The organism is Nocardiopsis salina YIM 90010 (genome assembly GCF_000341025.1).
GTDB lineage: Bacteria > Actinomycetota > Actinomycetes > Streptosporangiales > Streptosporangiaceae > Nocardiopsis > Nocardiopsis salina.
In genome coordinates this window covers 1-14765 of record NZ_ANBF01000028.1, presented here as the reverse complement: position 1 = coordinate 14765, position 14765 = coordinate 1, and the positions used below count along the sequence as shown (strand labels likewise).

Annotated in this window: 16 protein-coding genes and 1 pseudogene; all 17 read right to left on the bottom strand. The window is 68.8% G+C overall.

The window, feature by feature from the left end; genetic code table 11:
• On the bottom strand, positions 1-269 hold a 269-nt coding region (locus tag D474_RS0102960; protein WP_017612112.1), incomplete at its 3' end, for a phage head closure protein.
• A complete protein-coding gene (locus D474_RS0102955; RefSeq protein ID WP_017612111.1) occupies positions 266-853 on the bottom strand; it encodes a hypothetical protein in 588 nt (195 codons plus the stop codon). The genes D474_RS0102960 and D474_RS0102955, both read right to left, overlap by 4 nt.
• 19 nt (positions 854-872) lie before the next feature.
• Complete coding sequence (locus D474_RS0102950; RefSeq protein WP_017612110.1) at positions 873-1853, bottom strand: SU10 major capsid protein; 981 nt, start codon at positions 1851-1853, stop codon at positions 873-875.
• 49 nt (positions 1854-1902) lie between these two features.
• Positions 1903-2670, bottom strand: a complete 768-nt coding sequence (locus D474_RS32140) for a hypothetical protein (protein WP_017612109.1) — start codon at positions 2668-2670, stop codon at positions 1903-1905.
• Between the two features lie 24 nt (positions 2671-2694).
• Positions 2695-3618 (bottom strand): VG15 protein, encoded by a 924-nt coding sequence (locus D474_RS0102940; protein WP_017612108.1) that lies wholly within the window; start codon positions 3616-3618, stop codon positions 2695-2697.
• Positions 3615-5138: a phage portal protein gene (locus tag D474_RS27440; protein ID WP_017612107.1), complete on the bottom strand. Its 1524-nt coding sequence runs from the start codon at positions 5136-5138 to the stop codon at positions 3615-3617. Before D474_RS27440 ends, D474_RS0102940 begins: the two co-directional genes overlap by 4 nt.
• Positions 5139-5141: 3 nt before the next feature.
• A complete protein-coding gene (locus D474_RS0102930; protein WP_017612106.1) occupies positions 5142-6791 on the bottom strand; it encodes a hypothetical protein in 1650 nt (549 codons plus the stop codon).
• Positions 6775-7257: a phage terminase small subunit gene (locus tag D474_RS0102925; protein WP_026118117.1), complete on the bottom strand. Its 483-nt coding sequence runs from the start codon at positions 7255-7257 to the stop codon at positions 6775-6777. Before D474_RS0102925 ends, D474_RS0102930 begins: the two co-directional genes overlap by 17 nt.
• Before the next feature lie 1417 nt (positions 7258-8674).
• Positions 8675-8962 (bottom strand): hypothetical protein, encoded by a 288-nt coding sequence (locus tag D474_RS0102920; RefSeq protein WP_017612103.1) that lies wholly within the window; start codon positions 8960-8962, stop codon positions 8675-8677.
• Between the two features lie 429 nt (positions 8963-9391).
• Positions 9392-9601: a hypothetical protein gene (locus tag D474_RS0102910; protein ID WP_017612101.1), complete on the bottom strand. Its 210-nt coding sequence runs from the start codon at positions 9599-9601 to the stop codon at positions 9392-9394.
• Positions 9598-9759 (bottom strand): hypothetical protein, encoded by a 162-nt coding sequence (locus D474_RS32135; protein ID WP_017612100.1) that lies wholly within the window; start codon positions 9757-9759, stop codon positions 9598-9600. Before D474_RS32135 ends, D474_RS0102910 begins: the two co-directional genes overlap by 4 nt.
• The gene (locus D474_RS0102900; RefSeq protein WP_017612099.1) at positions 9756-9959 is read right to left on the bottom strand and encodes a helix-turn-helix domain-containing protein; all 204 of its coding nucleotides are present in this window, start codon (positions 9957-9959) and stop codon (positions 9756-9758) included. Before D474_RS0102900 ends, D474_RS32135 begins: the two co-directional genes overlap by 4 nt.
• 14 nt (positions 9960-9973) lie before the next feature.
• Positions 9974-10351: a hypothetical protein gene (locus D474_RS0102895; RefSeq protein ID WP_017612098.1), complete on the bottom strand. Its 378-nt coding sequence runs from the start codon at positions 10349-10351 to the stop codon at positions 9974-9976.
• Positions 10352-10653: 302 nt separating this feature from the next.
• Positions 10654-13116, bottom strand: coding sequence for a phage/plasmid primase, P4 family (locus D474_RS0102890; RefSeq protein ID WP_017612097.1), 2463 nt, complete (start codon positions 13114-13116; stop codon positions 10654-10656).
• Positions 13117-13172: 56 nt separating this feature from the next.
• Positions 13173-13472, bottom strand: coding sequence for a hypothetical protein (locus tag D474_RS0102885; protein ID WP_017612096.1), 300 nt, complete (start codon positions 13470-13472; stop codon positions 13173-13175).
• A 320-nt stretch (positions 13473-13792) separates the two neighbouring features.
• A complete protein-coding gene (locus D474_RS0102880) occupies positions 13793-14311 on the bottom strand; it encodes a hypothetical protein (protein ID WP_017612095.1) in 519 nt (172 codons plus the stop codon).
• A gap of 17 nt (positions 14312-14328) precedes the next feature.
• Positions 14329-14765 (bottom strand): annotated as a pseudogene (locus D474_RS0102875) (hypothetical protein); the annotation flags it as partial.

Here is a 14765-nt window from a genome sequence, read left to right as displayed (position 1 = left end):
ACGCCCCGCCACGCCTCCCCGGCACCGCGGAGTTCGTCGCCACGTCGCACGTCCGCGCGCGGCTGCACGTAGATCGGGTTGGTGAGCTCGGCGCCCGCCTGGTGGGCGGCGATCCGCTCGGCCTGCGAGGTCCCCGCCTGGGACACCCGGGCCCGGACCGATCCGACCTCGACCCACTCGGTGATGACCCCGCCGGACCCGTCCGGCACCTCCTCGCGACGCCACTGGTCGAGCCTGCGGTTCAGGTGCATCCCGATCGGCGGCATCATGTGGACCTCACCACCGCCGCACCGCCACCGAACCGAGCCCGAAGCTGCGCCCGGGTGGTGGCGGGGAGTTCGAGTTCGGTCATGGTGCCGTCGTCGGCGAACGAAGCGGAGTAGTCGCCGATGCGGAGCTGAGTCACCCGCCGCACACCGATACCGCCGCCCGATTCGTCGGAACGGTAGGACATCAGGGTTGTCGCGGCGATCCGGCACACCAGCGCCACGATGTCGGCCGACACCGACGGCAGGCCGTGGGTATAGGTCACCTCGACTTCGCTCGCGCCCGTGCCCCACCCAAGGGCCCGGTACAGGGACGCGCGCGGACGGGACAGGCGCCAGCCGGTCGCCTCGGCGTCGTCGAGGAGGACCTGTTCGACCGAGGTAACCGGCGGGCCGGGCAGGGACAGGCGGGGCTCGCGCTGCCCTGCCACCACCACAGTGGACGTGGCCTCACTGATCGGCACCCCGGCGGCGGCGCGCACGCTCGCAGACGCCGCCGCCAAGTACCCCTCGACGAGTTCCCGTTCCCCGTCCTCAACAGTGACGCCGAGCGCCTCCAGGTCCTCCACGGTCGCCAGCGGTTCCACGACGTCACCCCCTCTCAGATCAGGACGTGCCGTCGTCGAGGCCGGTGATCTTGCCGTGCGCGGACTCGTTGCCGTACTCCAGGCCGATCTCGCCGTAAATCTGGGTGCGGTCCGAGGCGCCGACCTTGGCGAGCTCCTCCTGGAACAGGAACCCCTTGCCGGGGATCGGCAGGAAACGGGGCGCGCACTGCTCCAGACTGACGACCGAGAGGCTGTCCGAGGGCATCCACCGGTTCAGCATGATGTTCAACCGACCGAAATCGGTTTCGATGGTCTGGAGGTTGACTCCGCCGACATCGCGGGTCTGCTCCTGGTAGTTGCGTTCGGTGACGAAGATGCGGGACAGGGCGCGCTTCTGTCGGGCCCCGACCATCAGGGTTGCGGTCTCGGTCTCGGCGATCCCGCCGGACTCCCACACGTCCTGCATCAGGTCGAGGACCATCTCGTCGGTCAGCTCACCACCACCGGCGTCGACCGCGTTCGACTCGATGGCCTCCAACAGGCCCCGCGTGCGGCGCGGATCGGAGTTCGAAGAAGGGTCGTCGTACTCGCCCCGGATGAAACTCATCTCCACGTCACGGGCGACCTGCTTGAGGGCCTGGGCGATCTGCCACCCGTGCTCGTCGGTGACCGCGTTCGCCCCCGACAGGCCCTCGACGTTGGGGTGGGAGGCGCCGAGAGCGCCGAACTGACCCACCGCGGCCTGCTTCGTGTAACTGGTGTCGACGGTCTCCTGGTGGATCTCGACGACGTTCATCACCGAGAACCGGGCGCGCCCCTCTGCGTCCGGAGCGGACGCGCCCTCGACGCGCTGCCGGGTCGCCGACGCGTCCCGCAGGTCGTAGCCCGACCAGGTGAAGTGCGTGGACTCGGCGGGGGTACCGCCGGTCAGCCCGCCGATCGCGGACAGAAACGGGGTGTCCTCGGGGGACACGGCGAAGAGTTCGCCGACGTAGTTGGGCAGGTTGAACGTGGTACCCATGCCGGTGATTCCGGGCACTGGTTCCTCCTAATGCTCGTGTCCGGCACGGGTCGTTCCCGGCCGGGGTCTACTTGGTGTTCTTGCGGGCCTCGGCCAACTTGGCCTGCTTCAGGCGGAGGGAACGCCCCAGGTCACCAGCGGCCTCGGCCTCGGCGATCTGCTGATCGAGGCTCCTCGGCTTGGAGTCGCGCCCCGCTCCCCCGTCGCCGCCGCCCTGGAACCGGCGCTTCTCTCCGGAAGCGAGGTGGGGCTTGCGGGTCAGCAGGTCGGTGATGGCCTCGCTGATCTCGTCGGCGTCGAGTTCGCCGTCGCCGTCCACCTCGAACTGATCGAGGTCGATGAAGGCGTTCACGTCGGACGGGTCGGCGAGCCTGCCCGCGGCGGCGGCCTTCAGTTCGGCCTTCACGATCCGGCGGTTGGCCTTGGCCGTTGCGGCCTGCTCGGCGTCAGCACGGATCTGGTCCGGAGTCGGCTCGTCGCCATCGCCCTTGGTTTTGGTGGCCTCGGCGAGTTGCTTCTCTAGCTCTCGGCGCTTATCGCGTTCGCTCCGCCACTTCTGCTTCTGAGCGGCCAGGGCCTTCTTTCCCGGGTCGCCGAGCTGTGCGGCGCCCTCGGGCTCACCCTCGCCGTCGCCGGGCTCGCCCTGGTCGTCGTTCTGCTCACCGCCTTCGGGTTCTCCGTCGCCCTCGCCTTCGGGGGCGTCGGGCTGGCCGGTGTCACCGTCTCCTGTGCCGTCGCCCCCCAGGACCGGCCATACGATCCGGCCGGACGGCAGGACGGCGAGCGCACGCAGCCCCGTCGCGGGGTGCACAGGCAGGTGGTTGCTGGTGTCCATCACATCTCCCGTTGCGGGTGTTCATCAGTCGCCCGTCGCGGGCGGGTCTGTCAGGTAGCCGTGCTCATAGAGCAGGCGGAGCGCGGTGTCTCGGTCGGCGGCATCGCGCATGATCGCGTCCGGCATCAGACGGCGCCGAGTGGACCGGGCGTACCGGCCGGAGGTGTCCGTCAGGTCCCCGAGGCGCCTACCGGCGTAGCCGCGCCGGGTCGTGCCCTCGGTCGTGTACCGGGCCTCGGTCCCGGCGGAAGGTGAGGACATGCCGCGGCGGGCGTTGACGACCTGGGACATGTCGGCGCCGGCGCGGATGGCCTCGGCGCCGTCCCGGCCGAACCGACGGTCTTGCTCGGCCTTGGTGAGGTCGTCGAACAGGGCCCGCGGGCTGTCGCCGGGAACGCGTGTGCCCGGGTGCATGGGGCGCATGGTGCACTTGCACCGTGGGTGCCTCAGGAACCCGGTCGACCAGCTGTATTCGCGGCCAGCGAGGATCATGCAGCGCGAGCACGCGCCCGCCTCGACCACGCGGGTGTAGGCCACCACACGGGGGCGAACGGCCATGCCGAGTTGCTCGGCGGCCCGTGCGGCGTCGGCGGTCTGGGTGGTGGCGATCATGCCGAGATGCTCCCGGCCGGACGCCAGCGACCGCCGTGGGGACGCGCCACGGCGGATCGTGCGCAGGGTGCGGATGGCGGGTTGGAGGAGGAGCGTGCCCAGCNCTACGGACGCGGCAGCCATGCCGAGGAGCTCGGACAGGTACTCCTCGGCTCCCAGCGCGGCGGCGAGCTGGGCAGCGGCCAGGATGGTCGTCGCGCGGGGGACCAGCTCAGCCCATGAGGGCCCGATCGCGTTCGGGTCCACCTGCGACCACAGGTCGCCGAGGGCGGCCTCCGCCTGGTCGGCGGTCTCCTCCTGGCGGCGCTGATGGTCACGGGTGAGCTGGGCGGTCACTCCTCACCCTCGACGGCGGGTGCCGACGGTGCCGGCGGCTGCGGTGGTGAGGGCGGTTGGGTGCTTTCGATCCGGTCAGCCAGAGCGCCTACAGGGTCCATGGCCATCTCACGCTCACGCATGCCCATGACCCGCTGCACTTCGTGCGGTTCCATGCCGTACTGCTCGGCGACCCACTCGAACGGAAAGCCCATCTGGTGCATCTTCTGGAGCGCGTCGACCTTCTGGGCGAGGCTGCGGAACTGCACATCACCCCACGCCACGCGCCCGCTGAGGGCCGACTTGGCGCGCTCGGGGTTGCCCTGCGCGGCGGCCACCAGAGAGAAGATGCGGCGGATGCCCGGCGTGAAGTAGGTGACCCGCTCACGCGTCTTGCTGACGAGTCCGGTCTCGGCTGCCGTCAGCGCCTCGGCGCTCAGGTTGGCGACCTTGCCGATCAGGTAGTGCGGCGGCGTCCTCGTCTGGGCGGCGATGTGCTCGATGGCCCGCTCGATCACCGACGAGAACACATCCAGCCGGGCGGCGGACCACTCAGTTGCCGATGCGTCATCACCCGGAATCCACAGGATGCGGTCCTTCACGAGCTGGTCGAGGTCGACGGGCTTCTCGCCGACGACGTCGCCCTGTGCGTTCAGGATCGGGATGCTGGGAACCTCAGCCCCGGTCACCACACGCTGCGGCAGCGACGCGTAGTCGAGCGCGTTGAACAGATACGCCCAGATCAAATTCACGGCGTCCTGCATCGCGATGACACCGTCGATGTCCGACATGGGGGCGTCGTCGAGGAGCGTCTGGTTCCGCAGTTCCACCAGCGGCACCATGCCCATCGGGTTGGCGAGGGGCCACACGTCATCCTCGGCAGGTTGGCGGGGTTCCCATCCGCCTGTCGGGTCCACGGCGGGGCGCGGGTCGTGGCGCACGGCCAGGGTGACGCCCCGCCTCTGCCACTTCCACACGCGGTCGCGGGTGTACAGGGTCGCGTACTCGAACCCAGCGTCCTCGTCACTCCAGAGCTTGAGCCCGGCAACGGGCTTACCGGTGTCGGGACGGTAGGACACGATGGCCTGTTCGGCGCGCTCCCACGTAATCACTGGGGTGTCGGGGTCCTCCTCGTCGCCCCACACCAGAGCGAACGCGCGGGAGGCGGCGAGCCCCACCACGAACGCCTCGGAGGAGGCGCGTTCGCAGTTGTTGACCCGCCACACCCGAGACATCTCCGCGTCCGGGCGAAGATCCTCGGCGTCGAGGCGGATGCCCTGCACGTCCAGGCGCTCGGCCGGGGTCTGCACGATCGGCAAACACCAGTTGTCAGCGAACCCGGTGAACCGGTCACCCATGTAGCGGGCGAACTCCTCCGAGGCGTAGGCCAACGGGTGGCGTCCGCGCACGTAGTTCATGCGCCGCTGGATGGCAGGCTGGCGGAGCCGGAGCTCGGAGGCGAGGCGCTGCATGGTGAACAGCGCGTGCTTGGTCTCCTCGTCCATGAGCGACAGGAGGTCCTCGCCGGTCTGGTCGGTCATGCCTCACCTCCTGGTGGTCGCCCGGGTTGTCGACGCCGTGTAGATGTAGTTCTTCTTCTTGCGGGCCCCGCCGGCGGCGATGGTGTCCATGGCTGCCTCATGGGCGAGGATGCTGGTCACACAGGCGTCGATCTTCTGGTGTTCGCTGGCCTTACGGAGCACGTACCGGTCACCCGGGCGCGCGGCCGTCCTCGCGTTAGCGATGTGGTCGGCGGTGAGCTCGCACCCGTCGTGGGTGAACGTCGTGTCCTGCTTCAGGACGTCGGTGCGCAGGCGCTCGGCAGCGGCGTGCATCTGCACGACCCGGCGGGTGTGCCACCGGATGACCCTCCGCTCCCCGTACCGATCCACCCACTCGTCGACCTCGGTCTCCCAGTACGGCGGGTCGGCGTACAGGCGCACCACGTCGAACCGCCGCATGAGTTCATCGAGGGCGGCGTCGACCTCCAGGCGAGGGACCTGTCCACCGAAGTCAGCGGGGTTCCAGATGGTGGGCGCCTGGTCAGGGCCGTAGGTCGGGGTGAACTGGAACCCGTCGAGGGTTTCCGCCCTCAGGGCCGTGTGGTCATCGATGTCAGAGCCGTCGAACCCGAGGACGATCCGGGTGCCGCGGGGAACCTCGCGGGCATCGACCCGAGCGGCCCACGCCTCCGAGTCCAGCCACGACCCAGTGCCGCTCACAATCCGGTTACCGAAGAAGCGCTCTGCCTGGGCGGGGTCGCGTTCGAGGATCTCGGCGGCCTCGGCCTCGATCGCGTCGAGGTCGACGTGTGAGGACCCGGCGTACACGTGTCGGTGGATTTTCCGGCGTTGGCGCTTATCCGCGTAGGACAAGCCCTTCGGGGCCTGCGGGTGATACTTGAAAATGTCCGGCCGCTTCGACTGCGACGTGCGCTGAGCGACGCTGTCCTCGCTGGGGTCCCACGCGTTCGTGGTCTCGATCGCCCGGCCACCCATGCCGGCCAGACCGCGCCTTTGTGTGTCGGCCGTCCGGGTCATCTTGTTCGTGGGCGTCCAAATGCCGGTCTCGTCCTGGAGGACGAACGTCACCGGCTGCCCCAACCGAGATGTCGCCGAGGAGGTGACCACGTCGATACGGCCCTCGTCACCAATCCGGATGAACTCCTCACCGGCCTTCGGCAGGACTTCGGCGAGGGGCCCGAGCCGGATCATGGAGCGCAGGGGCCGGTACACGTTGTCGGTCTGGTCTTCGGCTGTGGCCGTCAGCTGGATCAGCGGGGACGCCCACGGGCGCCCCATCGGTTCGCCGGGCTCATACGGGTACCACCAGCCGCACTCGCACCCGTGGTCCGCGCACCGGTACACCTCACCGCCGTGCGCCCACCCGGCGAACACGGTTGGCCCGACGGCCTCGGCGAGGATCAACGTTGCCGACCACGGCCCCTTGCCGGTCTTCTGTGGCGCCACCACCTGTGAACGCCGGTAGGTGAACGCCCGCGCGAGCTGTCCCAGCTCAGCACCGGGGCGGATGCGGTAGTGGTTGACCGTGCACCACGTCTGCCACGGGTACATCTCCAGGTCCTCACCCGCCCGGAACCCGTCCGGCACCGGGCAGTGAGCCTCGATCCAATCCACCACGACCCACAGGGTCGGGAAGTCGACCACGAACCCGTCTTCAGGTGCCGCTGTCATGCGGCACGACCTTCAGTCGGTCCCGAGCAGAACGGCGCCGCGGCGAAGCCTTCGGTGACGACGTCGGCGTCGGGCTGTCGTCCTCGTTGGTCGGCGCGATCTTCCACCGCAGCCGCGCCATGCCCGGCGCTGTCAGTCCCAGCGACTCCAGGTATTGCCGGGCAAGCTTGGCGTCCTCGGTGCGCGGCTTGTGCCCCTCGGCGCGGGCGAGTGTGCGGGCGAACAGGGCGACCTCGAACGCGAGCCCGTTCTCCTCCCACATGATCGCCTGCGGGCGAGTCCACAGCTCCCGCCATAGGTCCCATTCGCGCGGTTGGACATCCTCCAACGGGAACTCGGGCGTCGGAGCGGTGCGCCCCTCAGCCGGGAGAGTCCGCCATCCGGCGGCATCGGACTTGCGGGCACGGCGTAGCGCGTTCGGATCCGGCGCGGGGCCGGATGTCGCGCGTGCTCCTCCTCGGGGCATGGGTACTTCCTCCTGTCGAGCTGCGTTGCGCAGCACAGAGCACCGTCACGTTGCGTGGCGATGGTGACCCTCTGAAGTTGCCTGACTTTTTCGCGCCCTCCCCGGCGACCTTTTGGCGATCTTCGGAAGGGGGTCATCCCCCGGGTCGGCTCACTCTCTGTCGTTCCACCCGGCTGGCTGTTCGAGGGCGGTGGTGCGGCTGTGGCAGCGCTTGGTCAACGCTTGCAAGTTCGACCAGTCGAAGCCGCGCGGTCCGAGCGGACCGAGTCCGTCGACGTGATGAACCTCTGTCGCTCGTGGCCTGATGATCCACGGCTGAGCGCTGTGCTCCTCGCACTCGCACAGCGGATGTTCACGCAAGTACGCAGCACGTGTGCGGTACCACCTGGTGTCGTAGCCCTTGGCAGTGTCTGTGCGGCGGCGTCGGAGCGCTGAGCTCTTACAGTCCTCGCACCGCCCCTGTGGGGTGAGGGTGGGACAGCCTGGGGTCGGACACACCTGGAGGGCTTTGGGGGACATGGGGGTCACCTCCATAGGGGTGCCTCGCGGCTGGGGTGGGTCACGGGAGTGGGCCCCGTGTCGCGTCACCCAGGCGGTCAGTCGCAGAGGTTCACCTCGGCGTGCCCCCGCGGTAAGTCGGCCTCGGCCATACGGGTGCCGCCGCCCCAGTCTGTTCGACGGACTGCACAACCTCTGTGGGGGCCATGCCATTGACGGGCGAGCGCTTGAGAGGCGGACGGATGAGACTGGACATCGTCGGATGGGGTTTTCAATATTGAAAACTTCGAATCGGGGGATTTCGATAGTGAAAACTAATGATGAGCCTGAACCCAAGGATTTCGATTCATTGATTTTGCTAACGTGTTCGCCCTGGTCATACCATGACCAACACCGTCAGGGGATGCGGGGGGAGGCTAGTGGTTTCGTTTCATTCGTCTCGCGCTGCCTCAAGCCCTCGTTATGTCAGGTGTACGATTAATACCACCCTCTCACCTGCGCTATTGTCGCTACGGGGCGCACAGACCGACGAGAGGGCCCGTCGGCGGTCAGCGGCGCCACCGTCGGAGTATCCGGCCGCACAATTCAAGGAAACAATATGCCCTACCCCGAAGACCCCTTGGGTGACCCGCAAATCTGGCGCATCCTCGAGGCTTTCACGCGATTGGCGGTCGAATTGTTGCGACTGAGAAAGTAGAGAAGGGGACCCAGCTAAATCGCTAGGCCCCCGAGAGGGCTCCCGGTATGGGCTGACATCCGACCCGGGAGCCCGCACATCAAGTAGATCACGCCAGGTATCACCAGTCATAACCAAGTGAAGACCGCATGAGGGCCCCGCTGGGGTCGTCTGGTGGCCCTCACGACGGGCACGACAAAGGCCCTGAGCGTGTGCTCCGGGGCCTGAGTGCAGAAGTCCTATCTAAGCACTCAACTTAGGCCGGTCTGTCAAGTCGGGCAAGCGCGGCCCCCGCCTTTTGTCGACCAGGTGTTGCACGTTGGTGGTGTGGGCCTTGTCGAGGCTGCATCGGATCTCGCCGTCGGCCCGGTGGCCGGGGGCGATGATGGCGTGGAGCTGCCCGCCGCACGGGGCAGGGGTGTCCCCGTAGAGGGTGACGGACTGGCATGGGGTGGGCAGTGGCACCCACCGGTGAGGGCGGTCGACAGCGCGCACGGCCTGGTGGTGGGCGGCGAGGATCTCGTCGACCACCTCGGCGCCGTAGGAGCGGGTGCGCNGGGGGGGGGGGGGGGGAGCCACTCGGCCATGGACCGGACGGTGGCCGCGCGAGGGTGCGTGGTGGCGCCGTCGTCGGCGAGGACGCGCGCCCATCCGGCGAGGGTGTTCCGCAGAACGGCGAGAGCCTCGGACGCTCGGAGATCGAGGGGTAGAGGCTGCTCGGCCTTCTTAGTGGGCTTACCCCCGCCGCCGGCCGCGCCGAGGGCCGTCTGTTTGGCCACAGCGGTGATGAGGTCGTCGGCGAGCCAGTCGGCGATCTCGGTGAGGGCGGTGGCGGCCTGGTGGGCACATGAGGTGCAGGCGGGGGCGTCGTCGCCGGACGGGCGGCCGCACAGGTCGCACGGGTAGTGGCGGTGCTCGGTCTTCATGGTTCCCCCGTTGTGGTCGTGCTGGTGGTTCGTGTCAGCAGTGCGGCCGACACATCGGGCAGAGCTGCGCATGGGTCGGGCGGCGCTTCTTGGAGGAGGAGGCACGCCACCCGTCGGCGCGTGCGAGGTGTCGGGCATCCGAGGCGGTTCGGGTCGCGAGCTTCGGGGTGTGGGTGGCGCCGCACTGGTCGCACCGGAGGCGGTACAGGCGGCCGTGGGGTGTGGTGACGAGGGTGACGCTCATTTGTCGTCCTCCTCGGCGGGCAGTGGATATCCGGCTTGATGGAGCCGCCACACGAGGCCGCCGGTGTCAGCGAGCCCGCGCTCGGTCTGGCTCACCCAGTGGGCGATCAGGTGCAGTACCTCGGCGAGGGCCTCGTGCTCCGGGGTCTGGTGGCTCATCGGGTCGTCTCCGTCGTGGTGAGGCGGGTGAGGATCCAGTTGTGGGCGTCCGTGACGGGGATTCGCACGGCGGCGCCGAGGCGCAGGGCGGGGAGTTCGCCGGCGTCGATGGCGCGGTGGATGGTCATGGTGGAGACCCGGAGGTGGTCGGCGAGTTCTCGGGCGGTGTAGTAGGCGACGCCGGTCGGCAGGTCACTCATGCGGGGGTCTCCTGTCAGAACGGGAAGCCGTCGGGGACGTCGTCGTCGATGTGGGTGAAGAGGTCGGGTTCGGCCGGGTTCGCGGCCGGCACGGGTGCGGACGGTATGGCGGTGGCGGGGATAGGGCCGGGGCACTCGTGGGTGGCAACGACGGGGTGCCCGCGTGAGGCCATGTGTTCGGTGTCGCGGAGGTGGAGCTGTAGGTCGTCGCGGCCGAGGACGTTGTAGGTGAGGCGTCCGGACAGGCGCGCGTGGAGTTCGGTCTCGGCGTCGAGAGGGAGGGGGTCGGCGCGGACGGTGAGTGCGGCGGTGTGGTGGTCGAGGGCGACGATGATCGCCGCGCCGCATCGGGGGCAGGTGTCGAGCCGGGCGTGGATGGTGGCGGCGCGCATCGGGGCTCCTGGAGGTCGGGAGTACCCCTCAGTACCCCCTACGGGCGTTTGTGCATTGACCTGATCGTGCGCATGTGCGTGCGCGCGTGAAGGTGGAACCATGCAAAAGGGGGTACTAGGGGGTACTGCCTTGGATTGGCCAGCGACAACGCCTGTGAAAAGGGGTACTGCCAAGGGGTACTTGGGGGTACTCGCAGGGGTCCTAGGGGGTACTGCGAAGGCGCCGAGAGGGCACGGGAGGGCGGGGCAGTACCCCTTCGCCAGTACCCCCTCGGCTGTCAGTACCCCTTCGTCAGTGCGCATCAGAACCCGGCCCGGCCGTCGTCCTCGGTACCGTCGTCGATGAGCGCCAGGCCCTCGTAGAACTTCCTGCCGTTGGACGCCTTGCGGGCGTGGCCGCGCCCAGTGAGTTCCCGGCCGAGGGCCTGTGCGGTCAGGGGCTTGACCCCCTCTCCTATGCACCAGGATTCGTAGGCCGCACGGAGCTTCTTGGCTTCCTGCTTGATGTGGCTACCGCCGCCGGTGTGGCAGCACTCTTCGAGGAACCGGCCGACGTGGTCCTCTTCGGAGGCGTACTTCTCGGTAGCGGCCTTGACTGCGTCGGGGTCGGCGAGACCGTCGGTGAAGTACTGGCGGGCGCCCTCGATGATCCACGCGAGGATGCCAGGGCCTTCCTCCTCGACGAGGATGCGGGCGAGGTTCTCCACGCGCCGCTCGGTCGGGACGGTGCGGGTGAAGGGGATGAGCCGCAGGCGTCGCCAGAAGCTCGTACCACCACTCTTGACCTCGGGCTGGTGGTTGCCCATGAGCCACAGGTGGTGGGTGGGCTGGAAGGTGAAGTGGTCTTGGCGCATATACCGGGCGGTGATGGTGTCGCCGCCGGTGAGCATCTTCATCTTCGCTTCGTCGAACCGGTCTTCCTGGTTGACCTCGGAGCAGATGACCAGGCGCATGCCTTGCAGGCGCGCGAGTTCGGTCTCGTGTGAGGAGCGGGTGTGCATGAGGAAGTCGTGGGGTGCGGTGGTGGCGTAGTCGCCGAGCAGCGCACCGAGTACTTCGAGGAACACCGACTTGCCGTTGGAACCACCGCCGTGCAGGAACGGGAGGACGTGCGTGCCGACGTCAGCGGATGCTGAGTATCCGGCGAGGCGTTGGACGTACCCGGTGATTTCGGTGTCGTCGCCGAAGGTGTCGGCGAGGAAGGACTCCCATCGCGGGGTGCCCACGTCGGGGTCGGGTGCGGTGGTGGCCGAGCGGGTGTGGAGCTGGGTGGGGTCGGGGTCGGACAGTTCGCCGGTGCGCAGGTCGGCGACGCCGCCGGTGGTGTTGAGCAGGTGGGGTGCTGCGTCGAGGTCGGCGGCGGGGGCGACGATGCGCGGGTCGGTGCGGGCGAGTTGGACCATGGCGCCGAGGTTGCGCGCGGCCAGTGACCGGGCCTTGTGGGCGGCGTCTTCCTTGGCCTCGTCGGGGAGCGCGCGGGCGATGGCACGCGCCTTCTCTGGGACGTGGCCGCGGTCGTCCCACGCCCACCGGTGGCCGTCCCATGTGAGCCACTTTCCGCGCTCGGGGACGTAGCGGATCTCGCGGGCGTGCTCGTCGACCAGGCGCAGTGCGTTGCCGTCGTCGGTGCGGCTGTAGGTGTCGAGTTGGGTGACGGGTGTGGGTTCGTCGATGGCGAGCGCGGCGGTGCCGTCGGTGGCCGGGGTGGTGCCGGGCTGGGCGAACTGGGTCGGGACGGCGGCCAGGTGACGGACGGGTTCGGGGGCAGGGCGCCCGTATCCGGCATCGCGCAGGGCACGGGCGGCGGCCTTGTAGTCGTTGGCGTGTTCGAGCTGCGTGTAGGCGGCGAACTTGGTGATGGGCGTCTCGGACTCGAATTCGGTCGAGGTGGTGAACACGTACAGGCGGTCACGGTCGTCGGCGTGCCCGGTCGTCGCCGAGATGCCCATCCGCTTGCCGGGCCGCCGCCAATAGCGGGTGTTGCCCGAGCGGAACAGCTCGGTCCACCCGTGGGGGGCGAGGATGTCTGTCCAGTCGGTGCGGTTCTCGCAGTCGTCGCCGGGGCTGAGGCTGCCGTCGTCGTGGCGGGGCGCGGGGACGGGTTGGGCTAACGCGGGTGCCTCGGGGGCGGGCATGGTGTCGCACATGCGGGCGAGGTCGAGGAGGGCGTCGCTCACTTCGCGGTCGAGGGTGGCGATGGTGTCGGCCCCGCCGGCGTGGAGGGTCCACGGGTGCCCGTTGGGGTGGACGGGGCCGGAGCTGGGGGCGACGACGAGGAACCCGCCCTCACTCTTGGTCTCGATGAGCACCTGGATCTTCTGGCCGGGCTTCTCGGCGAGCTCCTCGTCGGTGGAGGGGCGCCGGGCCAACTTCAGGTTCTCCACGCCCTGACCGTCGGCAATCCTCCAGAGGAGGTGGAGCCCTCCGGATGCGGTGGCTTCGGTGTAACCACCCATGACCTCGCGGAGCACCTCGCCGAGGCCACTGTTGTCGGCGAGCTCGACGTACCGCGCGAACACACCCTCAGAGACGGCGCGGCCCTCGACGTCCAGGCACACGAGCCCGCCGGACACGGTCCCGCCGACGACACCGACACCGGGGTGGCTGTTGGCGAACCACTGCCGGACCTGTTCCTCGGTGGGGCGCGTGGTCATGTAGTCGCGCCACCGGCCGGTGCCGGGCGCCTTGGTGCCGTCAGCCGCGGCGGGGATGACGCACAGGCCCGCGTGGTGGAGGGCGAGGGCGGCGTCGAGCGTGTGAGTCACAGGTGTCGGTGTCCTGTCCGGGTGGTGCTGGTTGGGGCCGGTGGGGGTGGTGGCGCTCATCGGACGCCGCGCCAAGTGCGGACGGGGTGTGCGTGGGTGCCGGGGTCCGTCGAGGTGATGTAGCCGGTCGCTTCAATGACGCCTCGGCGTCGGGCGTGGGCAAACCGGGCTCCGATCGCTGCCGTCTTGATCCCCTCGGGCAGGTGGGCGCGGATGTCGTTCGCGGAGAACACCTCACCGGTGGCGGCGGCGCGTGCGATGAGGAGGTCGATCGCGGCCACGTCCGCACCGGCGGTCTCGACGGCGGCGTTCATCCCGGCGTCGCGTAGGCGTTGCCCCTCGGCGGTTCCCTGCATGTCTCCCCCTCGTCGTCGTGCGGCTGGTGTGGCGCCCGCCCCGGGCGTTGCTCCCGGGGCGCCGGCTGGATCCGGGCGGGCTGGAGTCCCCTTCACAATCAATCAAGGGCCATCAGAAGTGAAGGAAAGAACTTTCCGATTTCCTATTTCCATGGAGCTGAAGCCGGAAGAAGATTTCCGATTTCCTTAATGATCTGGGGGTTCAATGGCCCTTTGAGTGCGCCGGTTCCCATATTTCTCTCGACAGGACCGGTTGGCCAGATCAGAGAAGAGCTGTTTGGCATCTCCTCAAGGCGGAAGTGTTCTCAGGAGAGCACTTCTTACTTCTGCTGAAGGGACTGGAGCAGCGCCTGGACGGCGGGGTCCGAGGGATCGGCCATCCCCTGCGCCGCGGGCGCCTGCTGCTGCGGAGCCGGAGCGGGCGCAGCCTGCGAGGCGGGCGTCTGCTCCGGCTGGGCGGCGGGGGCGCCGCTGTTCTGCTTGTCGAGCCACGCCTGAGCACGCGCGGGGTCGGAGTTGGGGTCGAACTCGGCGAGCACCCACGCCTCGAACCCGTTCTTCGTCAGGGCTTTGCCGATGCGCCCGAGGACCATGTGCGCCCCGGGCGAGAGGCGGTTCACGATCCCGGTGTGGGTGATCAGGACGCCCTCGCGAAGCTGGGCGGAGTCGTCGAGGTCGACCAGGTCGCACGTAGCGGCGGGCACCTCATGCTTCTTGAACTGGTCGTAGCGGTCTTCGATCTTGTGCACCTGAGTGATGAGGACCAGGTGGCCGTCGTGCTCGGCGGGCCTGAAGAAGCCGCCCGCGTTGTTGGAAGGCTGGGTGAAGGTGAAGCTCATGGTGTTTCTCCTGTTTCCTATGCGGCCGTCTTGGCCTGGTGGGTGGTGGTGTTTCCGGGGCAGCCGACGGCGAGGTCGGTGGATCCGGGTTTCCAGAACGGGCAGAACCTGCACGCGCTGGAGGGCTGGGCGGGGAGGTGCTCCCACATGGCGGGGCGGGACTCGGGGTCGAGGGCGATCACGGCGTCACGCACGGACTCCAGACGGGCGAGGGCGTCCAGGGCGAGTTGTCGGTCGTAGACGTCGGTCCACACCCACAGGCCGCCGAGCATCCCGCCGCGGGGGTAGAACGCGAGGGCGACGGTCTGCGGGGTGTAGCCCGCGCGTTCGAAGCCCAAGCCGTAGAGATTGGCCTGAACGCGGTACTGCTCGCGGATGCCCTCGTTGCGGTGCTTGCGCATGGCGGTCTCACCGACGCACTTGTGGTCGATCACCGTGTTCGTAGCGGTGTCGT